The 21,392-nt window shown below is 71.5% G+C and carries 18 protein-coding genes and 1 riboswitch; of the genes, 2 read left to right on the forward strand and 16 right to left on the reverse strand.

The genetic code is table 11. The features are described from left to right. Window positions 1–99 precede the first annotated feature (99 nt). Window positions 100–2,631 carry an ABC transporter permease gene (locus SY2F82_RS20670; protein WP_200420632.1) on the forward strand — a complete coding sequence of 844 codons (2,532 nt, stop codon included), beginning with the start codon at window positions 100–102 and terminating at the stop codon, window positions 2,629–2,631. 68 nt (window positions 2,632–2,699) lie between these two features. Here SY2F82_RS20670 and SY2F82_RS20675 read toward each other — a convergent pair whose 3' ends face one another. From SY2F82_RS20675 to SY2F82_RS20740, 14 genes are all read right to left on the reverse strand, one after another. Then, window positions 2,700–3,995, reverse strand: a complete 1,296-nt coding sequence (locus SY2F82_RS20675) for a cyclopropane-fatty-acyl-phospholipid synthase family protein (protein WP_200420633.1) — start codon at window positions 3,993–3,995, stop codon at window positions 2,700–2,702. Window positions 3,996–4,202: 207 nt separating this feature from the next. Next, complete coding sequence (locus SY2F82_RS20680) at window positions 4,203–5,585, reverse strand: NAD(P)/FAD-dependent oxidoreductase (protein ID WP_200420634.1); 1,383 nt, start codon at window positions 5,583–5,585, stop codon at window positions 4,203–4,205. A gap of 859 nt (window positions 5,586–6,444) precedes the next feature. Then, window positions 6,445–7,386, reverse strand: a complete 942-nt coding sequence (locus tag SY2F82_RS20685; protein WP_200420635.1) for a Ppx/GppA phosphatase family protein — start codon at window positions 7,384–7,386, stop codon at window positions 6,445–6,447. Continuing rightward, window positions 7,383–7,919, reverse strand: coding sequence for a DUF501 domain-containing protein (locus SY2F82_RS20690; protein WP_200420636.1), 537 nt, complete (start codon window positions 7,917–7,919; stop codon window positions 7,383–7,385). The genes SY2F82_RS20685 and SY2F82_RS20690 overlap by 4 nt, the downstream gene beginning before the upstream one ends. Before the next feature lie 75 nt (window positions 7,920–7,994). Then, on the reverse strand, window positions 7,995–8,504 hold the full coding sequence (locus SY2F82_RS20695; protein WP_200420637.1) for a septum formation initiator family protein: 510 nt from the start codon (window positions 8,502–8,504) through the stop codon (window positions 7,995–7,997). Between the two features lie 125 nt (window positions 8,505–8,629). Beyond that, on the reverse strand, window positions 8,630–9,916 hold the full coding sequence (gene eno / locus SY2F82_RS20700; RefSeq protein ID WP_200420638.1) for a phosphopyruvate hydratase: 1,287 nt from the start codon (window positions 9,914–9,916) through the stop codon (window positions 8,630–8,632). A gap of 363 nt (window positions 9,917–10,279) precedes the next feature. Beyond that, on the reverse strand, window positions 10,280–10,975 hold the full coding sequence (locus tag SY2F82_RS20705; protein WP_200420639.1) for a transglycosylase family protein: 696 nt from the start codon (window positions 10,973–10,975) through the stop codon (window positions 10,280–10,282). A gap of 4 nt (window positions 10,976–10,979) precedes the next feature. Continuing rightward, window positions 10,980–11,146: riboswitch (cyclic di-AMP (ydaO/yuaA leader) on the reverse strand. 198 nt (window positions 11,147–11,344) lie between these two features. Further along, a complete protein-coding gene (locus tag SY2F82_RS20710) occupies window positions 11,345–12,331 on the reverse strand; it encodes a transglycosylase family protein (RefSeq protein WP_200420640.1) in 987 nt (328 codons plus the stop codon). A gap of 181 nt (window positions 12,332–12,512) precedes the next feature. Next, window positions 12,513–13,814 carry a cytochrome P450 gene (locus SY2F82_RS20715; RefSeq protein WP_200420641.1) on the reverse strand — a complete coding sequence of 434 codons (1,302 nt, stop codon included), beginning with the start codon at window positions 13,812–13,814 and terminating at the stop codon, window positions 12,513–12,515. Then, window positions 13,811–14,818, reverse strand: a complete 1,008-nt coding sequence (locus SY2F82_RS20720; RefSeq protein ID WP_200420642.1) for a nucleoside triphosphate pyrophosphohydrolase — start codon at window positions 14,816–14,818, stop codon at window positions 13,811–13,813. Before SY2F82_RS20720 ends, SY2F82_RS20715 begins: the two co-directional genes overlap by 4 nt. A 170-nt stretch (window positions 14,819–14,988) precedes the next feature. Further along, entirely contained in the window at window positions 14,989–15,642 is a 654-nt protein-coding gene (locus SY2F82_RS20725) for a SurA N-terminal domain-containing protein (protein ID WP_200420643.1), read from the reverse strand. A 153-nt stretch (window positions 15,643–15,795) separates the two neighbouring features. Then, window positions 15,796–16,431 carry a hypothetical protein gene (locus SY2F82_RS20730; RefSeq protein ID WP_200420644.1) on the reverse strand — a complete coding sequence of 212 codons (636 nt, stop codon included), beginning with the start codon at window positions 16,429–16,431 and terminating at the stop codon, window positions 15,796–15,798. 110 nt (window positions 16,432–16,541) lie between these two features. Continuing rightward, window positions 16,542–16,859, reverse strand: a complete 318-nt coding sequence (locus tag SY2F82_RS20735) for a hypothetical protein (protein WP_200420645.1) — start codon at window positions 16,857–16,859, stop codon at window positions 16,542–16,544. A 34-nt stretch (window positions 16,860–16,893) separates the two neighbouring features. Beyond that, window positions 16,894–17,721, reverse strand: a complete 828-nt coding sequence (locus SY2F82_RS20740; protein ID WP_200420646.1) for a glycoside hydrolase domain-containing protein — start codon at window positions 17,719–17,721, stop codon at window positions 16,894–16,896. 464 nt (window positions 17,722–18,185) lie between these two features. On the opposite strand from SY2F82_RS20740, the gene SY2F82_RS20745 reads away from it, so the two are divergent. Next, complete coding sequence (locus SY2F82_RS20745; RefSeq protein ID WP_200420647.1) at window positions 18,186–18,548, forward strand: hypothetical protein; 363 nt, start codon at window positions 18,186–18,188, stop codon at window positions 18,546–18,548. Between the two features lie 52 nt (window positions 18,549–18,600). On the opposite strand, the gene SY2F82_RS20750 is transcribed toward SY2F82_RS20745, so the two are convergent. Next, on the reverse strand, window positions 18,601–20,340 hold the full coding sequence (locus SY2F82_RS20750; protein ID WP_200420648.1) for an insulinase family protein: 1,740 nt from the start codon (window positions 20,338–20,340) through the stop codon (window positions 18,601–18,603). 35 nt (window positions 20,341–20,375) lie between these two features. Then, window positions 20,376–21,329 carry a hypothetical protein gene (locus SY2F82_RS20755; RefSeq protein ID WP_200420649.1) on the reverse strand — a complete coding sequence of 318 codons (954 nt, stop codon included), beginning with the start codon at window positions 21,327–21,329 and terminating at the stop codon, window positions 20,376–20,378. Between the last annotated feature and the right edge of the window lie 63 nt (window positions 21,330–21,392).

Here is a 21,392-nt window from a genome sequence, read left to right on the forward strand (position 1 = left end):
GGAGCGAGGCCCAGGGGGCGGCACCCCCTGGCGCGTCGAAGGGGCGGAGCCCTGGGGACGAACACCACTCACCGCAACCACCAAGCCCTGGACAGACACATGTTCCGTACCGCCCTGCGCAACGTGCTCGCGCACAAGGCCAGGCTGCTCATGACCGTGCTCGCCGTGATGCTCGGCGTGGCGTTCGTGTCGGGCACCCTGGTGTTCACCAACACCATCTCGAACGCCTACCAGAAGAGCTCCGCCAAGGGCTTCGACCACGTGGACGTGGCCATCCAGCCCGAGAGCCGCAACGACACCGGCGACACCGTCGGCAAGGAGCCCAAGCTGACGCAGGCGCTGCTCGACAAGGCGGCCAAGGTGCGCGGCGCCGACAGCGCCGTCGGGGTCGTCAGCGGCTTCACCGCCGTCGCCGGCAAGGACGGCAAGCTCATCGGTAACGGCTTCCAGTCCCAGGGCGGGAACTACTGGGGCGACAAGGACCCGCGGTACGCGCTCGTCAGCGGGCACGCGCCCAAGGGGCAGGACGAGGTCCTCATCGACTCCCACACCGCGCAGCGCGCCGGCTTCAAGGTCGGGGACACCGCGCGGCTCTCCATCGACGGTCCCGTGCTGACGCCGAGGATCGCCGGCATCTTCACCACCGACGACGGCAACGTCGCCGCCGGAGGCAGCCTCGCCCTCTTCGACACGGCCACCGCCCAGCGGCTGTTCCACAAGGCCGGCGCGTACGACGAGATCGATGTGAAGGCGGCCCCGGGCACCAGCCAGACCGCGCTGCAGGACGCGCTCGACGCCGTCCTGCCCAAGGACGTCGCCTCCACCACCACCGGCAAGCAGCTCGCCGACGACCAGGCCACGCGGATCGCCGACCAGACGAGCAGCCTGCGCAGCTCGCTGCTGGTCTTCGCGGGGATCGCGCTGTTCGTCGGCACGTTCATCATCGCCAACACCTTCACGATGCTGGTCGCCCAGCGCACCAAGGAGCTGGCGCTGCTGCGGGCGGTCGGCGCCTCCCGCCGACAGGTCACCCGGTCCGTGCTCGTCGAGGCGTTCGTGGTCGGCGCGGTCGCCGCCGTCACCGGGCTCGTCGCCGGCATCGGTATCGGCGCGGGCCTGCGGTCCCTGATGGGCAGGCTCGGCGGCAGCGTTCCGGACGGGCCGCTCGTCATCTCCCCCGGCACGGTCGCCACCGCCCTCGCCGTCGGCATCCTGATCACGATGCTGGCCGCCTGGCTGCCCGGCCGCCGCGCCGCGAAGATCCCGCCGGTCGCCGCGATGAGCAGCGTCCACGCGAAGGCCACCACCAAGTCCCTCGTCCTGCGGAACACGCTGGGCGCCCTGCTGGCCGCCGCCGGGGTCGTCACCGTCCTGTACGCCACCACGCTGGACGACACCTCGGACGCGCAGGCCCCGATGGGACTCGGCGCGGCCCTCCTGGTCGTCGGCGTCTTCGTCCTCACGCCGCTGCTGTCCCGCCCGCTGATCGCGGCCGCCGCGCCCGTCCTGCGCGTCTTCGGTGTCGCGGGCAAGCTGGCCCGGCAGAACTCGGTGCGCAACCCGCGCCGTACCGCGGCCACCGCCTCCGCCCTGATGGTCGGCCTGACCCTGATCACCGGTCTGACCGTGATGGCGGGCAGTCTGCAGACCGCGATCGACAAGATGGCGTCCTCCGCGATCAAGGCGGACTACGTGGTGTCCATGGCGAACCGCTACCCGCTCTCCCCCGACGTCGAGAAGACCCTGAAGTCGACCGAGGGCGTCACCGCGACCAGCCCGCTGCGCAACGCGCCCTCCCGCATCGACGGACAGACCGAGTACCTGACCGGCGTGAACGGCGCCACCATCGGCGAGCTGACGGACCTGAAGCTCGACGACGGCACCTTCAAGGTCGGCGGCACCCAGGTCGTCGTCGACGACGACACCGCCGCCTCCCACCACTGGACGGCCGGATCCCGGTTCACGGTGTCCTACGAGGACGGCAGGAAGCAGCAGCTGACGGTCACCGGCGTCTACCAGGGCACCGAGATGATGCGCGGCATCATGCTGGACAATGCGACGCTCTCCCTACACCAGAGCGACCCGTCCGACATGCAGGTGATGGTGAAGACGTCCGGCGGCGCCTCCTCCTCGGCCAAGGACCGGCTGGTGAAGGCCCTCGGCGACAACCCGGCCATCGAGGTGCAGGACAAGAAGGACATCTCCAACAGCGTCGCGCAGGTCTTCACGCTGATGCTGAACATCCTCTACGGCCTGCTCGCCATGGCGGTGATCGTCGCCGTCCTCGGTGTCATCAACACCCTCGCCATGTCCGTCTTCGAGCGTGCGCAGGAGATCGGGATGCTGCGCGCGATCGGACTTGACCGCAAGGGCATCAAGCGCATGGTCCGTCTGGAGTCCCTCGTCATCTCGCTGTTCGGCGGGGTGCTCGGCATCGGGCTCGGTGTGTTCTTCGGCTGGGCGGCCGGTGAACTGCTCGGCACGAAGATGGCGACGTACGAACTGGTCCTGCCCTGGACCCGGATGGCCGTGTTCCTCCTGCTGGCGGCGGTGGTCGGCGTCCTGGCCGCGCTGTGGCCGGCCCGGCGCGCGGCGCGCCTGAACATGCTGACGGCGATCAAGTCCGAGTAGCGGTGCGTACGACGGAAGGGGCCCCGTTCCACGCCGGAACGGGGCCCCTTCCGTCGTACGGGCGAGACTCACGCACCCCAGGTGCGCGCCCGCAGCGGCATCCCGGACCCGCCCGACTCCGGTGTCCGGACCGCGAGGACCTGGTTGACGCCGATGCGGTTGCGTTCGAAAGCGAGGGCGGAGGCCGCCATGTACAGGCGCCAGACGCGGGCCCGGCCGGGGCTGGTGAGCGCTTGCGCCCGCACCCACTCGGCCTCCAGGTTGGCGACCCAGCGGCGCAGGGTGAGGCCGTAGTGCTCGCGCAGCGACTCCACGTCGCGGACCTCGAACCCGGCGCGCTCCAACTGGGTCACCGTGGAGCCGATGGGGGCCAGTTCGCCGTCGGGGAAGACGTAGGCGTCGATGAACGCGTCGACGGAGTACGCGGACTCGTCCTGCTCGGGGCGACGGGCGATCTGGTGGTTGAGCAGCCGCCCGCCGGGCTTGAGCAGGGCGTGCAGAGCGCGGGCGTAGTCCAGGTATCTCTCCGCGCCGACGTGTTCCGCCATGCCGATGGAGGAGACGGCGTCGTAGGGGCCGTCGGCGACGTCGCGGTAGTCCTGCACCCGGATCTCGACGCGGTCGGTGAGTCCCTCGTCGGCGACCCGCTTGCGGGCGTAGGCGGCCTGCTCCTGGGAGAGGGTGACGCCCACGACGCTCACGCCGTGCTCGCGGGCGGCGTGGATCGCCATGGATCCCCAGCCGCAGCCGACGTCGAGGAGGCGCTGACCGGGCTTCAGATCGAGCTTGCGGCAGACGAGTTCCAGCTTGTCGCGCTGGGCGTTCTCGAGGGTGCCGTCCGGCGATTCCCAGTAGGCGCAGGAGTACACCATGGACGGGCCGAGGACGATCTCGTAGAAGTCGTTGCCGACGTCGTAGTGGTGGCTGATGGCGCGTTTGTCGGTGCGCCGGGTGTGCAGATGGCCGCGGACCCTGCGCGCCTCCTCACGGGGCGGTGCGGGCGGCGGGAAGGGCCCGGCCAGCTTCACGAGTCCGCGGACGGCGGCGCGGACGTCGGGGTCGCGGAGCGCCTGGGTGAGGGTGCGGGCGTCCTCGCCGCGTTCCCAGATCAGGCCGGCCATGAGGTCGAGGGCGGTGTACAGGTCGCCGTCGACGCCCAGGTCCCCGGCGACCCAGGCGCGGGCGAGGCCCAGTTCGCCCGGCTTCCACAGCAGGCGGCGCAGGGCGCGGCGGTTGCGCACGACGAGGGCGGGAGCGCCCGGAGGCCCTGCCTCGGAGCCGTCCCAGGCGCGGAGGCGCACGGGGAGCGGGGCTCCCACGATCTGTTCGACGAGGCTCTTCAGCCGCGGCGCGGCGTCTGCCATGGTGCACACCTCCGTGACGGGGGATCCCGGAATGTCCGACACCACGTAAACACCTGCAGGGCTCGGACGCAGTCCCCCGTTGGCGTTACGGCTGTGCAAAATGCCTGCGTACACCGCGGAACGGCCGGGCCGGCCCGACCACGCCGAAGGGGCCGCCCGCACCACGGATGGCGGGCGGCCCCTTCGGGCGCTGTCGGTGACCTGGGGTCAGGAGGCCTTGGCCTTCTCCTCCGACTTGGGCGCGGCGGCGACCGGGGCCGGCTTGGCGGCCTCGTAGAACTCCTCGCGCGGGGACTCGATCGCGCCGAGCGAGACGACCTCGCGCTTGAGGAACATGGCGAGCGTCCAGTCCGCGAAGACGCGGATCTTCCGGTTCCAGGTCGGCATGGCCAGACCGTGGTAGCCGCGGTGCATGTACCAGGCGAGGCGGCCCTTGAGCTTGATCTTCATCTTGCCCATGACGATCATCGCGACGCCCTTGTGCAGGCCGAGGCCCGCGACCGCGCCCTTGTTGGCGTGGCTGTACTCCTTCTGCGGGAAGCCCCGCATACCGGAGACCACGTTGTCACCGAGCACCCTGGCCTGGCGCAGCGCGTGCTGGGCGTTGGGCGGGCACCAGGCGTTCTCCACACCGGCCTTGCGGGCGGCGAGGTCGGGCACCTGGGCGTTGTCACCGGCGGCCCAGATGTAGTCCGTGCCCTTGACCTGGAGCGTGGGCTCGCAGTCGACGTGACCGCGCGGGCCGAGCGGCAGCCCGAAGCGGGCCAGCGCCGGGTTGGGCTTGACGCCCGCGGTCCACACGATGGTGTTGGAGTCGACCTCGAGGCCGTTCTTGAGCACCACGTGGCCGTCGACGCAGGACTCCATGGAGGTGGACAGGTAGACCTCGACGCCGCGGCCCTCGAGGTGCTCCTTGCCGTACTTGCCGAGCTTGGGGCCGACCTCGGGGAGGATCTTGTCGGCGGCGTCGACGAGGATGAAGCGCATGTCCTCGCGGGACACGTTCTTGTAGTACTTGGCCGCGTCCCGGGCCATGTCCTCGACCTCGCCGATGGTCTCGGCGCCGGCGAAGCCACCGCCGACGAAGACGAAGGTGAGCGCCTTGCGGCGGATCTCCTCGTCGGTCGTGGAGTCGGCCTTGTCGAGCTGCTCGAGAACGTGGTTGCGCAGGCCGATGGACTCCTCGATGCCCTTCATGCCGATGCCCTGTTCGGCGAGGCCGGGGATCGGGAAGGTGCGGGAGACCGCGCCGAGCGCGATGACCAGGTAGTCGAAGGGCAGCTCGTACGCCTCGCCGACCAGCGGGGCGATCGTGGCGACCTTGCGGTCCTGGTCGATGGTGGTGACCCGGCCGGTGAGGACCTCCGCCTTCGGCAGCACGCGTCGCAGCGGGACGACGACGTGCCGGGGGGAGATGCTGCCGGCGGCGGCTTCGGGAAGGAAGGGCTGGTAGGTCATGTACGAGCGCGGGTCGACGACCGTGACGGTCGCCTCGCCGTAGCGCATCTTCTTCAGAATGCGACGAGCTGCGTACAGGCCTACGTACCCACCGCCTACTACGAGGATCCTGGGACGCTCCGTGGTGCTCATGCCATCGAGTATCCACCCGCCTCAGGGGGGTGGCTCGTGCGCCCCTTCACAAGCTCGGGTGGGGTATCTGCTACACTCCGCCGCCCACGTGACCGAGGTCATGGTGCCGAGCAGTGGGCCTCGGGGGGAACTGTCCGTTGTCAAGGCCGCGTGAGCTGCCCTTCCGGGTTCCGAAGCGCCCCACCGGGGCTCCGCACAGAGCCTCTCGGACCCCCTTGTGACACCCTCCGACACGCTGACGCGAGGGGCCTCGGAGGCCCCATGAGCCACACGGACGGCCCAACGGCCGCGAATCGTCGCCCAACAGGGGCGTTTCTCTTGTGAAGAACTTCACGAAGTTTTCCGGCGGCCTGTCGGCCGGGGGCCGGGAAGGCCCCGGGGACCGCGCTCATACGTTACCCAACCTGCTCAGGAGAGGCTACCGGCGGGTAGAAAAATCTCGGCATGAGGACACGTGAGGGGCTGTCAGCGGGCTGGCGAGAAGGAGGAGTCGGGCTCCATGGGGACCGCGACGCGCGGAGGGGCTGCGGGCCGCTCGGGGCTGACGGCCGGGGTTACGCGTCCCCACCGCCCCGCCCGGGCCTGGGGGGCTGCCGCCCCCTGGTGCCCGCTGAGGCGACTCGAGTGAGGACGGCTCGCTCGGGACGGCTCGCCAGGGACGGCTCGTTGAGAACGGCCGCCCATGGCTCACTGAGGGCGGGCCGTGGGCGCGCGGCACCGGCCAGGCCGACCCGCGGGCAGAGCGCCCGGCGGCGGCGAGCCGGCGCCGTACGACCGTACGGAACGGGCGCGGACGCACGGCTCCGGCATCGGCCACCGCGCCGGTCGACGACCACCCCACCGCCAGGGGCGGCGGCGGTTACGCGATCGACCAGGCGATGCCGTCGAGGATGTCGTGCTCGCTGACCACGACCTCCGTCGCGTCGATCCGTTCCATGATCGCCAGCAGTACGAGCGCGCCGGCGCCGATGACGTCCACCCGGCCCGGGTGCATCGACGGGATCGTCGCGCGCTCGGCGTGGGTGGAGTGGAGCAGCGCACTTGTGATCTCCCGAACCCGGTCGAGGGAGATCCGGGAGTGGTGGATCCGCGTCGAGTCGTACTCCGGGAGGTCCTGGGCGATCGCCGAGACCGTGGTGACCGACCCCGCGAGACCCACCAGCGTGTGCGCCTCCCGCAGCGGCACCGTCTGCTCCGCCAGGTCCAGCGCGGCCTCGATGTCGGACCGTATGGCCGCGATCTGCTCCTCGGTCGGCGGGTCGGTGACCACCCCGTCCCGCACGAGGTGGCGTTCGGTCATACGGACACAGCCGATGTCCACGGACCGCGCGGCGCGCACGTGGCCGTCGCCGACGACGAACTCCGTGGAGCCGCCGCCGATGTCCACCACAAGGAACGGTGTGGCCAGATCCGTGCGGCCCATCAGCTCCCGGGTCGCCCCCGTGAAGGAGAACTCCGCCTCCTGGTCGCCGGAGATGACCTCCGGCTCGACGCCGAGGATGTCCACCACGCCGCGGACGAACTCGTCCCGGTTCTCCGCGTCCCGGGAGGCGGACGTGGCGACGAACCGGATCCGCTCGGCGCCGTGCTTCCTGACGACCTCGGCGTACTCCCGGCAGGCGGCGAACGTGCGCTCCAGCGCCTCGGGCGCCAGACGTCCGGTGCGGTCCACGCCCTGCCCCAGCCGGACGATGGTCATTCGCCGGTCGAGTTCGACCAGTTCACCCGTGCCAGGGTCGGCGTCCGCGACCAGGAGCCGGATGGAGTTCGTACCGCAGTCGATGGCGGCGACCCGCGTCACTTGGTGTCCTCCTCGGAAACCTCGGCCCCCACGCACGACCCCTTGCGCCACCACTCCGGCAGCATCGCGATGGCCTCGTCCCCGAGCGGGTTGACGCCCGGTCCTGCGGCCAGGGAGTGCGCCACGAGGACGTGCAGGCACTTCACCCGGTCCGGCATGCCGCCCGCGCTGGGGAAGCCCTCCAGGACCTCGATGGCGTCACGGCGGGAGATGTAGTCCTCGTGCGCGGCGCGGTAGGCGGCGGCCAGTTCCGGGTCCGCGCCCAGGCGCTCGGTCATCTCCTTCATGACGCCGTCGGCCTCCAGCGTGCCGATCGCGGAGGCCGCCTTCGGGCACGTCAGGTAGTACGTCGTCGGGAACGGGGTGCCGTCGGGGAGCCGCGGCGCCGTCTCCACGACGTCCGGCTGCCCGCAGGGGCACCGGTGCGCGATCGCGCGCAGCCCGCGCGGGGGGCGCCCGAGCTGCTGCTTGACGGCCTCGACGTCCGCGTCCGTCGGCTCGGTGCGCGGGGTGGGCGGCGGAGGGGTTTCCATGGCTCTCTTTCGGACTGTCTTTCTCATGGGTGCGTCGGGGTGCGTCGGGATGCGTCCGGGTGCGTGACGGGTGCGTCAGGGCGCGGTGCGCTCACCGGTCGGACCGTCGGCCCCGTCCGCCTCGTCGGCCCTGTCCACCGCGTCCCAGAGGCCGGCGTACCAGGGGCGTACGGCCGTCGTCCGGTCCGCGCGCGACGGCCTGACCGCATCCGGGTCGATCATGATGTAGCCGGTTTCCCCCGGCATCACATAGTGCAGCCGCTGCCGGATCTGCTGCTCCGCGTAGGCGTCGTCCTGCCAGCGCGCCTTCAGGTCACGCAGCTGTTCGACGCGCGTGCGGGCCTGCTCCTGCTGCCGCTCCAGGTCGGCGATCTCGCCGCGCTGGGAGACGTACTGCCGCATCGGGTAGGCCAGCGCCACGATCAACGAGCACAGGACGAGGGCGAGGAGCGCGGCCCGGCCGGTGAGCCGGGAGCGGCGGGCCTGGCGCCGGGTCTGGGAGCGGTAGACCCGGGCGGCCGTCTGCTCGCCGAGCAGCCTGAGCCTGGTCGCGGTGGAGAACCGGTCGCGGTCCTTCCCGGCCATGTCTCCCGCCTCCCCTTCACACGCGCGTACGTCCCCGCACACGGTACGGGACCGAGTACAGGGACGTACGTACCACCGGCCAAGCCTTGCCCGGGCTTGTCCCGGCGGCTTGCTCCGGCCTCGTCTCAGCCCTTGAAGCGCGGGAAGGCCGAGCGGCCGGCGTACACCGCGGCGTCGTCGAGGATCTCCTCGATGCGCAGCAGCTGGTTGTACTTGGCGACGCGCTCGGAGCGGGCCGGGGCACCAGTCTTGATCTGGCCGCAGTTGGTGGCGACGGCCAGGTCGGCGATGGTGACGTCCTCGGTCTCGCCGGAGCGGTGGGACATCATGCACTTGAAGCCGTTGCGCTGGGCCAGCTCGACGGCGTCCAGGGTCTCCGTCAGCGAACCGATCTGGTTGACCTTGACCAGCAGGGCGTTGGCCGCGCCCTCCTCGATGCCGCGGGCGAGGCGCTCGGGGTTGGTGACGAACAGGTCGTCGCCGACCAGCTGGACCTTGTCGCCGAGCTTGTCGGTGATGACCTTCCAGCCGGCCCAGTCGTCCTCGAACAGCGGGTCCTCGATGGAGACGAGCGGGTAGGCCGCGACGAGCTCCTCGTAGTACTCCGTCATCTCGGCGGCGGAGCGCTCCTTGCCCTCGAAGAGGTACTTGCCGTCCTTGTAGAACTCGGAGGCGGCGACGTCGAGGGCGAGGGCGATCTGCTGGCCGGGGGCGTAGCCGGCCTCCTTGATGGCCTCGAGGATGAGGTCGAGGGCCTCGCGGTTGGAGCCGAGGTTCGGAGCGAAGCCGCCCTCGTCGCCGAGGCCGGTGGCGAGGCCCTTGCTCTTCAGGACCTTCTTCAGCGTGTGGTAGACCTCGGTGCCCCAGCGCAGCGCCTCGGAGAAGGACTCCGCGCCGATCGGGGCGATCATGAACTCCTGGATGTCCACGTTGGAGTCGGCGTGCGAGCCGCCGTTCAGGATGTTCATCATCGGCACCGGCAGCAGGTGCGCGTTCGGGCCGCCCAGGTAGCGGAACAGGGGCAGGTCGCTGGCCTCGGAGGCGGCGTGGGCGACGGCCAGGGAGACGCCGAGGATCGCGTTGGCGCCGAGGGAGCCCTTGTTGTCGGTGGCGTCCAGGTCCATCATCGCCTGGTCGATCAGGCGCTGTTCGGTGGCGTCGTAGCCGACCAGCTCCGGGCCGATCTGCTCGATGACGGCGAGGACGGCCTTCTCGACACCCTTGCCCTGGTAGCGGTTGGGGTCACCGTCGCGGAGCTCGATGGCCTCGAAGGCGCCGGTGGAGGCGCCGGACGGGACGGCGGCACGACCGGTGCTGCCGTCGTCGAGGCCGACCTCGACCTCGACCGTGGGGTTGCCTCGGGAGTCCAGGATTTCCCGGGCTACGACGACGTCGATGGACGGCACGAGCATCTCCTTCTTGGATGTGACGCTGGAAGTGCGGGGCTGTGTGCCTTGCGGCTGTGCCTTGCGACTAGAGCCTAACCGCCCCGGGCTGTCGGCCGGCCTACCGACCGTCCCGTGGACAGGGTGACGGTACACATTGTTCCCGTCCGGAACAAAGAGCCGGGGAAAAGTGAGGTGAAATCCGCGCGGCCGGGCGGCGGAGCGGCCGGACGACGAAGGGGCCGTACAGCAGAAAGCCCCGCTCCGGTGCGTACGGGGGAACACGCACCGGAGCGGGGAGCCCGTGGGGACGGGGGTGGGCCCTCACGTGACCCCCACGGTGGGGGGTCACGCCCGAAAGGGGCCTGTGGCCCGGCTACCGGGTGGCTGTCACTTCAGGTGCAGCTGCTGGCCCGGGTAGATCAGGTCGGCGTCCTGAATGATGTCCTTGTTCAGGTCGAAGAGCTTCTTCCAGCCGCCCTGGACGTGGTGGCTCGCGGCGATGGAGCTGAGGGTGTCGCCCTTGACCACCTTGTACTCGCCGTCGCCCTTCTTGACCTTCTGGCCGGTCGGGGTGGTGACGGTCTTCTTCGGGGCCGGGCGCTGCGCGGAGCGGTTGGCCGCCTGCTGCCCGGTCGAGCGGGTGGTGGTGCTCTTCGGGGTGGCGCTCTTCGCGCTGCTCGAGGAGCCGGTGGCCGCGGAACCGTTGTACGTGGCGCTGGTCAGGCCCTTGCCGCACACCGGCCAGGCACCCTTGCCCTGGCCCGCGAGGACCTTCTCGGCGACGGCTATCTGCTGGCCCTTGGTGGCCAGGTCGGCGCGGGAGGCGTAGGCGGTGCCGCCGTACGCGGCCCAGGTGGAGTTGGTGAACTGCAGGCCGCCGTAGAAGCCGTTGCCGGTGTTGATGTGCCAGTTGCCGCCGGACTCGCACTGGGCGACGGCGTCCCACTGGGCGGCGGTGGCCGCGGAGGCGTTCCCGGCCGCGAGAAGCGGGCCGGCGATGGCAGCGCCGGCGACACCGGCGAGCGCGATGGCACGGGTGGCCTTGGACGGGCGGCGGTGCTTTCCGTTGCCGGAACACAGCATGGTTCGTTCCCCTCACCGACGCCTGCGAGGTGAGCTGTCGGGTTCGGGCCGGTTGAGTTGCCCGGCCGTGTCCCTTGCGGGACACGGCTTCACCCCGAGCCGCTTCCGGTCAACTCCCGGACGCGGCGCCTACCTTGGGTCCCCCGCTCCTGCCTACGGCGCTTGACGCGACGACTGTTCCCGTACGGCCGCTGGCAGGATTCGGCGTTGCGACCGCAGGGGCTCGCTGTGGCGAGCGATCACGACCGTAAGCAGTCGATCGCCGGAATTTCAAAGACGATCAGGGCTTATGAGACCCATATCTCACTTTCATCAAACAGGACATTCGCCGCGAAGTGGGTCGCGAACTTCCGCCACACAAGGGGCAGTTCAGGACGACCCGCCGACCGGGTCGACGTCGAGCGCAAGGCTCTGACCGGGGAGGATGAGGTTCGGGTCGGCACCGACCGTCTGCTTGTTCACCTCGTACAGCGCCGCCCATCCGCCGCTGAGGTCAAGGGAGTCGGCGATGGACGACAGATTGTCCCCGGGGCGAACGGTGTACGAGCCGTCGACGGCGTCGCGCGCGTCCGCGGTGCCGCGTGAGGCGTGCCGGCCGGACACGTCCGACGTACGGCCGTCCGCGGCACTCTCGTCGGCGTTGTCGCCGCGATGACGACCGGCACCCGAGGTCTCGGTCGAACTCGTCCCCGACGAGGCATCGTTCTGTGCCGACTTGTCCGACTCACTGCTCTTCGTCGTGGCCGTCGGCGCACTACCGGACTGCTGTGCGCTCTCGGCGGTGCCGGCGGTCGACGCCCCGGACGAGGGGGAGGACGAGGAGGGCGAAGCAGATGAAGAGGGCAAAGAGGGCGACGGAGTGGTCGACGCGGACGATCCAGACGAGTCGGACAGGCCGGAGTCCAGGCCGGAATCGGAGGAGGATCCGCCGCCGGACGACGAGTCCCCGGCGACACCCGTGTCGACGTCGGCGGAGCCGGAGTCCTTGCTCAGACCGTTCAGCAGGCCGCAGGTGCCCCAGACCCCGACACCCCGGGCCGCCAGGACCTTCTCGGCGACGGCGATCTGCTGCGAACGGCTCGCCTGGTCGGGGCTCGGCGCGTAGTCGAGACCGCCGTGCTTGTCCCAGTCGTCCTGCGTCAACTGCAGCCCGCCGAAGCGGCCGTTGCCGGTGTCCGCGCTCCATGAGCCGCCGCTGACGCACTCCGCGACCTGGTCCCAGGTGGTGCCGGTGGCCGCGCTCGCGCCGGTGGCGCCGAGCAGCGGGATCGCGATCGCTGATCCGGTCACCCCTGCCGCGACGAGGAGAGCCGGAGCCTGACGGGGGCGACGGTGACGACCGTTCCCGGAGAGCATGCGGTTGCCTTTCACACGACAGCATCGACCTACGCGACGGCCGTGGCGTGCGGACCGCCGCGTTGCTGCGTGAACGTATCGGCACTAGATCGCTTGTCACAAGTTAATGCAGCGTAGATCACGTGAAGATCACAGAGGTGAGATCCTGTCACCTTCTTGTGACCATCGGCGTGTTCGCGTGTCATGTCTGGATTTCGGCGGGACGTTCGCGACCTTTCTCCGGTACCGGTGTGAACGCCACGGGCAGCGTGCGCAGGCCCCGCATGATGAGTCCGCCGCGCCAGCGCAACGCGGACGGGTCGACCGCGAGCCGCAGGTCCGGCAGGCGGGTCAGGAGCGTGGCGAGCGCCGTCTGTCCCTCCAGGCGGGCCAGGGGCGCGCCCAGGCAGTAGTGGATGCCGTGCCCGTACCCGAGGTGCTGGTTGTCGCGGCGGGAGAGGTCGAGGACGTCCGGGTCGGCGAACCGCGCCGGGTCCCGGTCCGCGGCGGCCAGGACCACCAGGACGGGGTCGCCGGGGGCGATGTGCTGCCCGCCGACGGTGAGCGGCCGGGTGGCGAACCGCCAGGTGGCCAGTTCCACCGGGCCGTCGTAGCGCAGCAGCTCCTCGACGCCCGTCTCGAGCAGGTCGCGTTCCCCGGCGGCGAGCGACCGCTGCAGACGCGCCCGCTGCCCGGGGTGCCCGAGGAGCGCGAACGTGCCGTTCCCGATGAGGTTGACAGTGGTCTCGAACCCGGCGAAGAGCAGGATGAAGGCCATCGCGGCGGCCTCGTTCTCGGTGAGGTGCTCGCCGTGGTCGGAGGCGCGGATGAGCCCGGAGATGAGGTCCTCGCCGGGGCCGGGCTCGGCGGGCAGCGCCTGGCGCTTGCGGTGGATGAGGTCGGCGAGGTAGCCGCGCATCTTCTTCACGGACCGCGCGACGCCGCCTCGCGGTCCTCCCCCGTGGCGGATCATCATCCCGGCCCAGTCCCGGAAGTCGTCCTGGTCCTCGCGCGGGACGCCGAGCATGTCGCAGATGGCGTAGATGGGGAGCGGAAAGGCGAACTCGTGGATGAGGTCGGCCTCTCCCCTGCCCGCGAACCGGTCGATGAGCTGGTCGGTGAGTTCCTGGACCCGCGGCGCGAACTCCGCGACACGCCGGGGCGTGAAGGCCTTGGAGACCAGCCGGCGCAGCCGGGTGTGGTCCGGGGGGTCGATGTTGAGCAGATGGGTCATCAGCTCGGCCTTGCGCTCGCCGGGGATGCCGGTCTTGCCCTTGGCGTGCGCGGGCTCGTCGTGATGCGCCGGGTTCTTGCTCAGCCGCGGATCGGCGAGCGCCTGCTTGGCATCCGCGTACCGGGTGACCAGCCAGGCCTCCACACCGCTCGGCAGCCTCGTCCGGTGCACGGGGGCGTGCTCACGCAGCCAGGCGTAGGCGGGGTACGGGTCGGCGGCGAACTCCCAGGTGAACAGTTCGGGCGCCGGGGAGGCGGTCTGGCCGTTCACTGTTTCGAGCCCCCGCTCTCCACCTCCCGGATCGCGTCCCGGTACGCGCGTGCCGCCGCGCGCAGGGCCGCCTCCGGGTCCACGCCCTCCGCCTCCGCGCGCGCGGCCAGCGCCAGCAACTCGTAGCCGATGCCGTCGCCCTGTGGGAGCGGGACCTGTAGGCCCGCCGTGCGGACGCGCGAGTGCAGCTTCGCGGCGAGGGCGAGGCCCGGCTGGCCGAGCGGGATGCCCTCCGTCACCGACGTGCGCCGCTTCTCGACCGCCTTGGTCCGCAGCCAGTGCTCCTTGACCTCCTCCGGTGTCGTCGCGGTCTCGTCCCCGAACACGTGCGGGTGGCGGTGGATCAGCTTGGCGACGATGCCGCCCGCCACGTCGTCGATGGAGAAGGGCGCCTGAGGGTGCTCCTCGGCTATCCGGGCGTGGAAGACGACCTGGAGCAGGACGTCGCCCAGCTCCTCCCGCAGCTCCTCGCGGTCGCCCGCCTCGATGGCCTCGACCAGTTCGTACGCCTCCTCGATGCCGTACTTGGCCAGGCCCAGATGGGTCTGCCGGGACGACCAGGGGCACTCGGCGCGGATGCGGTCCATGACCTGCACCAGGTCCAGGAGACGGGCGCCCGGGAGGTCGTACGACGCGGGCAGCAGCTCCAGCTCCGGCATCTGGACACGGCCCGATCCGGCGAGGCGCGCTAGGCCGTCGGTCAGCGCGGGTTCGCCCTCACCCGTGGCGACGACGACCACCGTGCGGCCGCCGGCGCAGGCGTCGACCAGCTCCTGCGCGCTCGGAGCGGCCTCCTCGACCGCTACGCCCGCCTCGCGCAGATAGGGCAGCTGCGGGTGCGCGCCGTCCGCGCACAGGACCCGGTCGGCGGCGTGCAGTGCCTGCCAGGCGGGCCAGGACAGGAGACCGGGCGCGACCCGGTGGCTGGTGGTGAGCAGGACGATCCGGCCGGGCTCGGCGGTCGCCTCCGGTCCCGGGGCCGCTTCGAAGCTGGTTGCGTTCACCCTCCGAACGTAACGCACGCCACGGACGGCCCCCGGAGTCATCCACAGGCATGGGCCCGTCGCCGCCGGAGTCATCCACAGGCATGGGCCCGTCGCCGCCGGAGTCCTCCACAGGCCCGCAGCACCGCTCCCGGACGCCTACGTCCCGGCCCCGCTCCCGGACCGCCCGTCTACGCCGTCTGCTGCGCAGCCGCCGCCGTGACCTCCTTGACCCACGGGGTCTTCGCGTCCGCCAGGCTGCTCTTCTGCACGTCCCAGGTGCCGTAGCGGGGGTTGAGGTCGACGTGCAGTTCCCGGGACGCCTGCGACATGGCCTTCCAGAAAGCGGCCTTGCCCTCGGTCGTGCTCATGTCGGCGCCGAGCGCGGCGGCCAGCTTCTGCGCCTCGACCTCCGTGCGGAGGCTGTCGTCGAGGCGCTGGGGGGCCACCCCGTACTGCTGCAGCCACACGGTCTGCAGCTCCTTCGCGCCGCCCGCCTGCGCCTGGAGGCCCGCCCGCATCTGTTCGACGTCCCTGGCGGTGACGCTCACGCCCGCGTTCTTCGCGGCGCGGTCCAGGACCCTGTCCAGCACCAGGCTGTGCAGCGTGTCGCGGGTGAGGCTGCTGGTCTGGGCGACCGCCTGCTGGTATTGGGCGCCGTCCGTGGCGGCGGCGCGCTGCGCCGCGCGCACCTCGTCCACCCGGCTCTCCAGCTGCGCGACCGTGATCCGCTCACCTCCGACGACGGCCGCGGCACCCGGGTGCGCGGTGCCGCCGCACGCGGTGAGGAGAGGGGCCGCGACCAGGGCGGCACTGAGGGCGATCGCGGGGCGACGGCGGTGCAAAATGACCTCCCAGGGTGGGGGATTGTGCGACGGTGCACAAGGTCTTGCGGTGATCGATGGTAAGGAGCGGACCGGCTCCGGCCAACCCATTCGACCAACGATTCACCGGCGCTTCGGGCACCGCCCGCCCCTGGTGAGCCCCCGTCCGGCCGCTCAGCCCCGTCCGTCCACCGCTCGCTCGACCGCCCCGGCCACGTCGGCACGCAGCTTGTCGCCGGTGTCGAGCCTGGTCACATTGGCATCGGCGGCCTCGCCGCCCCCGGTGCCGACGAGCACGAAGCCGACCTTCCGGTACCCCGGTGCCGTCTGCGCGGCGGCCGAGGTCTCGGCCCGCCCGACGGCGAGCACCACGTCGCAGGAGCGCTGAAGCAGACCGTTGAGGTACGGGCGCGCGTTGGCGGCGCTCTGCTCCCCGGTCACGGGGGCGTAGCTCACGCGCGCGTGCGTCTTGAGGGAGGCGTCCTGCATGCCCTGCCAGACCTCGGCGGCGGTCGTCCCCGCCGTGATGCCCTTGGCGTCGGTGAGCAGGCAGGCGTCGACGTCGTTGTAGTGCCTCGCCCGGGTGTCCGGGATCGGCGGCCGGTCGTCGTGCCGGAGGAGCAGCGTGCCGGCGACGACCACCGCGGCGACGACGGCCAGCGAGCCCGCCGTCAGCGCGATGGTGCGTCCGCGGAGCGAGCGCAGCCAGGTGACGGCGGCGCGCCCCACCGCGGCGAGCCGCCCTCCGGATCCCGCCTGCCCCGCATTCCCCGGGCGCGCCTGCGCCACCTGCCTGACCTTCTTGGCCACCGGTTCCCCGCTCTCCTGCCGTACGTCGATGTCTGGTCCCCTGCCGTACGAGTGTCCGCTGTCCTGCCCCGTACGTCTGTGTCAGCCGTCCTGCCCGCCGTACGTCTGGGTCAGCGGCCGCCGGGCCGTCGCGGCCAGACCTTCCAGGCGTGGATCGAGGCGCCGGCCATCGACAGCAGGATCAGCAGGACGTCGAGCGCGAACAGCGGCCCGTGCGTGGTGTCCGGCGTCAGGTCCAGCTCGGCGACCCAGGCCGCGAGGACCGCGCTGAACGCCACGAAGGCCCACCAGTCCGTCGCCCTGCGCCGCCGCAGGGCGAGCACGAGGGACGGCACGGGGCACAGCAGCCCCAGGCTGACGACGGGCAGTGCGGCGATGCCCGCCCGCACGGCGAACAGCCGGACTGCCGGTATGGCGACGACCTTCATGTACCACCCCTCGTGTCGTGGCTCGGCGGCCGGTTCAGCCGGTGATGGCGACGGGCGCGTCCCAGGCGTCACGGTCCACGGTGATCGTGTAGCCGTTGCGCGTCTCCTTGCTGTTCACCATGTACTGGTGGGCGCGACTGTGGTTGGTGTACTGGGTGGAGCCCCACGGCCAGTCCGTGGTCGTGGTGTACTGCTTGTCCCACAGCGCGTACCAGAGGTTGCCCGGCAGGTCGGTCTTGTTGGTCGCGGTGGCGACGGCCTTGGCGCTGGAGCTGCTGAAGCCGTAGTACCCGGCGCGGTAGACCTTGGCGCGCAGCTGCTTGTCGAAGGCGCGGACGTACGTCAGCACGGCGTTGTTGCACGACGTGTTCGTGATGTCGTACGGCTCCATGTCGAGGTAGATGGGGCTGCCGGCCTTCATGCCCAGCGCGGACGCCTTGGCCACCGCGTCGTTCGCGTCGCTCGTGCCCAGGGAGGCGGCGGTGGTGGCGGTGAGCTTCTCCGGGTTGGAGCCGCTCTGGCAGGGCGGTTGGGCGCCGACGTAGATCGGGATGAGCTTCCAGCCCATCGAGCTGACGGACTTCACCCAGGACGCGGTGAGGTTGGGCTGGCTGCAGCCGCGGTTCTTGCCACCGACGTAGACGGCGGCCGCCCCGTAGGCACCGGTGTTCCAGGCCTTCATCGCGGCCGTCGAGGGCGCGGTGCAGGTGTCGAAGGCGTGTCCGGTGTACGTCTTCTGGGCGGGCCAGGTCGTGGCCGCCATCGACGTCTGCGCCGCTATCCCGGCACCCGCGACGACGGCGGCACCCGCCACCGACCAGGTGATGTACCTGAACTTCTTCGACTGCCGATGGCCGGCCATCCCCACCCCAATTCACGACAGGCGGACGCGTGCGGCGTCCGCCGGAAAGTCTTCTGAGCCCCTGAAGCGACGCGGGTCCGGCACGGCGACGTCTGTACGGATTTGCAGGGAAACGTCCGCAGGCACACGGGACTTGAGCGTCCGAAGCGGATCGCACCGTAACCGACGGCGCCCTTCCGCTTGGAAAACGGACCCCCTCGATCGCCACAAGATTATCCCAGGGAACAGCAAAAACACCGGCCACGGGGAACGGGGACCCTGCCCACTCCGTCGCTCCTGCCTGATGTGGCGGTCACGCGGGCCGCCCCAGGGCTGTGCGTGACCTGCACATGACCTGGCCGCATACGGTCCGTTCGGCGCGGCGCCCCCGCAGACGCTCTAGCCTTGCCCCCTGCGCTCTCCCCGCCTGTCTGCGCGGGAGAGCCGTGGGTTGTGGGTCGAGGGTCGGGGACTGGGGGGTTCGGATGGAAGGACGAGTGGAAGCCGGCTGGCTCCAGCGGATCGCCTGGGCGGTCCTGGTGTGGGGATCGCTGGGCCTGCTGGTGTGGGTGCCGTTCCTGTACGCGGCGATCCGCCGCAGGCGGCCGTCGGACTGGGGCGCCTTCGGGTCGTTCGTGCTGTACGAGTGCGTGACCCTGCCATGGGGGGCGGCCCGGGGAGAGGGGGCGGGCGACCCCGTCCTCGGCGCGGTCGTGATGTTGAGCCTGCTGACGGCGACGGGTCTGCTGCTGTTCGCCCTGTTCGACAGGCGGACGCCGCAGCGGGCGACGGTGCACGGGGCGATGCCCGCGCCTCCACCGCCGCAACGGAACCCGTACATGCGGTAGTCCGGTGCCGTAGGCCCGTACGAGTACCGTCCCGGCGCCCCCGCAGTGTCCCTCATGCCCTCCGCGTCCGCCGCAGGATCCGTACGGCGGGCCAGGCCGGCAGGGCGGTGACGCCCCACATGAAGCCCGCGATGCCGAGCCACTCTCCGGTGCTGGTCTGCGCGTCGTGGCCGAAGACCGTGACCGCGAGGGCCAGGAAGGCGAAGAGGCCGGCGAGGAGGCCGAACACGACCACCGCCGCCGTCTGCCGTCCGGTGCGCCGTGCGGGTGCGGGCCGCTGCTCGCCGTTCGCCGAGGTCACCCCGTTCCCCTGGGCTGTCGCGGCCGGTCGCGGCTTCGGCTGCTGTTGCCGGGGCGGCAGCCACACCACCGCGGACTGCGGCACGGCGGCGTCGACGGCCGCCATGGTGTGCGCGTCGACGCCGTACAGGCCCGGCTCCACCTCCACGATCAGCCCGTCGGTCCCGATGAGCTGACGGCCGCCGTCGGGCCAGCTCAGCACCGCCGCGCAGGCGCGGTAGGCCACGGTGACCGCCTTCTCCGTCCCGTCCTCGGCGCGCACGGTCATGCTGACGCCCTCGTCCCCGACCACCAGCGCCGACCCGTCACCGCCCACCGAGGCGAACCGCCGTCCGGTCACCGCGTACGTCGAACGCGTGGGTGCCGCCGTGTACCCGGCCCAGTCCGCGCTGTGCCCGCCGGGCACCTGCATCAGGGCGGTCCCGGCCGCCTCCAGGGCGACCGCGTGCAGATGCTCCGGCGTCACCGCCCACAGTTCGGAGCGCAGTTCGTCGAGGCCGCGCACCGGCCGCCCGACGAGCAGGTCCTCCGCCGCCCCCGGCAGCCTCCGTGCGGCTGCCTCGGGCACGGTCAGCGCCCCGTCGGCCCGGGTGCGCACGGCTTCCAGGTCGCCCTGCCCGATCCGGCCCACCTGGAGCCCGGCGAGGACGTCGGCGAAGCCGCCGAGGACCGCGTCCTGCTTGGCGGGCAGGCTGTCCGCGAAGGCGGTCACGAGGGCGAAGCCGTCGCGGCGCGAGGCGTAGTCGGTGGCCGCCGTATAGGAGTAGCCGCCCTCCTGCCGCAGGGCGCGGGACAGCTCGCGCTCGAGGACGCCCGCGTACACCCGGGCCGCGGTGGTGTCGGTGACGACGGCGTCCAGCAGGACGCCGCCCTTGCCGTCGGAGAAGTAGGCAGGAGCGGTGGGCAGCGCGGAGGTGACGGCGGGCAGGGGGCGGCGCCGACCGGCGGGCAGCTTGAGGGTGAGCCCGGCCGGCAGCCGCTCACCGGCGATCCACAGCGCGGCGTTGCCCTGGGTGAACCAGGTGTGCACCCACTCCCGTACGTCGTCCGGGCGCAGGCTCCGCACGCCCCACTCCGGGTAGCTGACCAGGCCGTACCCCTGGGCGCCGTAGCGCCACAGCGGGAGCTGCCCGACATCGCGCCGGGACTCCTCGGTGCGCAGGATCTCCTTCTCGGTCTCCAGGCGCTCCATCGGCAGATCGGTGAGGGACGCGCAGACACCCTGGAGGTAGGCGACGACCTCGTGTTCGGCGCCCTCCACGTGGAAGTGGGTGAAGGCGGCCTTGGTGGCGCCGTTGAAGTGGTAGTCGGCCAGGCCCTGGCGGTGCAGGGCCAGGTGCTCGACCAGGTGCGTGACGCCGGTCCGGGCGAGCGTCTCGTCGGCGACACCGACACGGAAGACGAGTCCGGCGCGCATCGGGCCGGTGGCGTGGGCGAAGAGGGTGGGGATGCCGTCGACGTCGGTGAGGAGGATGTCGGCCTGCGGGTTCATGAGCGGTTTCTCTGTTCTGATGCGGGCAGCGCCGGTCAGCCTCGGGCGAGGGCCGCGTCGCGGTGGCGTATGTAGGCCTTGGCGGGGTCGCCGAGGTAGTCCCACGGGTAGTCGGAGGCGAGGTTGCCGAGGGTGCGGAAGCAGGCTGCGGCGCGGGCCAGGTCCCCCATGAGGGAGAAGAGCGCGGCGAAGCAGCCGGTGACGGTGACCCAGCCGTACCCGCGCTGGAACCGCGGATGGAAGACGGACCGGTCGGCGGCCTCGGCGAGTTCCTTCTGTACGTGGGGCTGACGCAGGTAGGCGTCCCGCTCGGCCCCCTTCAGCGTGAACCAGTGCTCGACGTGGGCCTCGGCGACGAGACCGGCGCTGAGCGCGCCCTCGGGAGCGGCGGCCGCGCACTCCCGTACGAACCCGTGGGCGGCCTCCCAGCTCCCGCTCCACTTGGGGCAGAGCTGCTGGAGGAGCCGGGCCTGCCCGGTCAGGTGGTAGGGGTGGTGCTTGGCGAGCTGGTCGTACCGCCTGCGGGCCTCGTTCTGACCGAGCTGGAGCCCCATGGCGGTGGTGATCCGCTCGGCCCAGGCGGCGTCGAAGGCCGGGTCGAGGGCGGTGGCCCGGATGAGCAGCTGCTCGGCCTGCCGCAGGTGGGCGTGGAGCCCGGCGAACTGCTCCCGGCTGACGTGCTCGGCGGCGTACGACGTCCGGATCTCCCAGCCGATGTTGACCTCGCGGGCGCCGAGGACGGTGAGCGCGAGGACGTCGTGCGGCTGGGCCTCGACGAGGGGCCGCAGCCACTCCTCCACGCCCTTCACCTCGGCCACCTGCCGCACGGCGAAGGCCCGGTCGGTGCCGGCGGGCAGCGAGTCGACGTACGTCCGGATCCCGGCCCAGTCCTGCGCGGCGGCGGCCTGCCGCAGCCAGGCGGCCTCGGGGTGCGCGGAGGCGGCCTCGAAGTCGGGAGGCGGGAGGGCGGGGGCGGATGCGTGCGACATGCGGCGCATCGTAAGGGAGGGCACTGACAGCGGCGCCCGCGGGGGCGCCTGGTCTGACTTGCG

This window comes from Streptomyces sp. Y2F8-2 (assembly GCF_014905555.1).
GTDB classification, from domain to species: domain Bacteria; phylum Actinomycetota; class Actinomycetes; order Streptomycetales; family Streptomycetaceae; genus Streptomyces; species Streptomyces cynarae.

Bases quoted from the DNA above. Each gene is read 5' to 3' on its own strand.
- SY2F82_RS20755 (WP_200420649.1), bottom strand. From the start codon at position 21,329: ATGTCGCACGCATCCGCCCCCGCCCTCCCGCCTCCCGACTTCGAGGCC.
- SY2F82_RS20710 (WP_200420640.1), bottom strand. From the start codon at position 12,331: ATGCTCTCCGGGAACGGTCGTCACCGTCGCCCCCGTCAGGCTCCGGCT.
- SY2F82_RS20705 (WP_200420639.1), bottom strand. From the start codon at position 10,975: ATGCTGTGTTCCGGCAACGGAAAGCACCGCCGCCCGTCCAAGGCCACC.
- SY2F82_RS20745 (WP_200420647.1), top strand. From the start codon at position 18,186: ATGGAAGGACGAGTGGAAGCCGGCTGGCTCCAGCGGATCGCCTGGGCG.
- SY2F82_RS20675 (WP_200420633.1), bottom strand. From the start codon at position 3,995: ATGGCAGACGCCGCGCCGCGGCTGAAGAGCCTCGTCGAACAGATCGTG.
- SY2F82_RS20740 (WP_200420646.1), bottom strand. From the start codon at position 17,721: ATGGCCGGCCATCGGCAGTCGAAGAAGTTCAGGTACATCACCTGGTCG.
- SY2F82_RS20670 (WP_200420632.1), top strand. From the start codon at position 100: ATGTTCCGTACCGCCCTGCGCAACGTGCTCGCGCACAAGGCCAGGCTG.
- SY2F82_RS20680 (WP_200420634.1), bottom strand. From the start codon at position 5,585: ATGAGCACCACGGAGCGTCCCAGGATCCTCGTAGTAGGCGGTGGGTAC.
- SY2F82_RS20695 (WP_200420637.1), bottom strand. From the start codon at position 8,504: ATGGCCGGGAAGGACCGCGACCGGTTCTCCACCGCGACCAGGCTCAGG.
- SY2F82_RS20750 (WP_200420648.1), bottom strand. From the start codon at position 20,340: ATGAACCCGCAGGCCGACATCCTCCTCACCGACGTCGACGGCATCCCC.
- eno (WP_200420638.1), bottom strand. From the start codon at position 9,916: ATGCTCGTGCCGTCCATCGACGTCGTCGTAGCCCGGGAAATCCTGGAC.
- SY2F82_RS20735 (WP_200420645.1), bottom strand. From the start codon at position 16,859: ATGAAGGTCGTCGCCATACCGGCAGTCCGGCTGTTCGCCGTGCGGGCG.
- SY2F82_RS20690 (WP_200420636.1), bottom strand. From the start codon at position 7,919: ATGGAAACCCCTCCGCCGCCCACCCCGCGCACCGAGCCGACGGACGCG.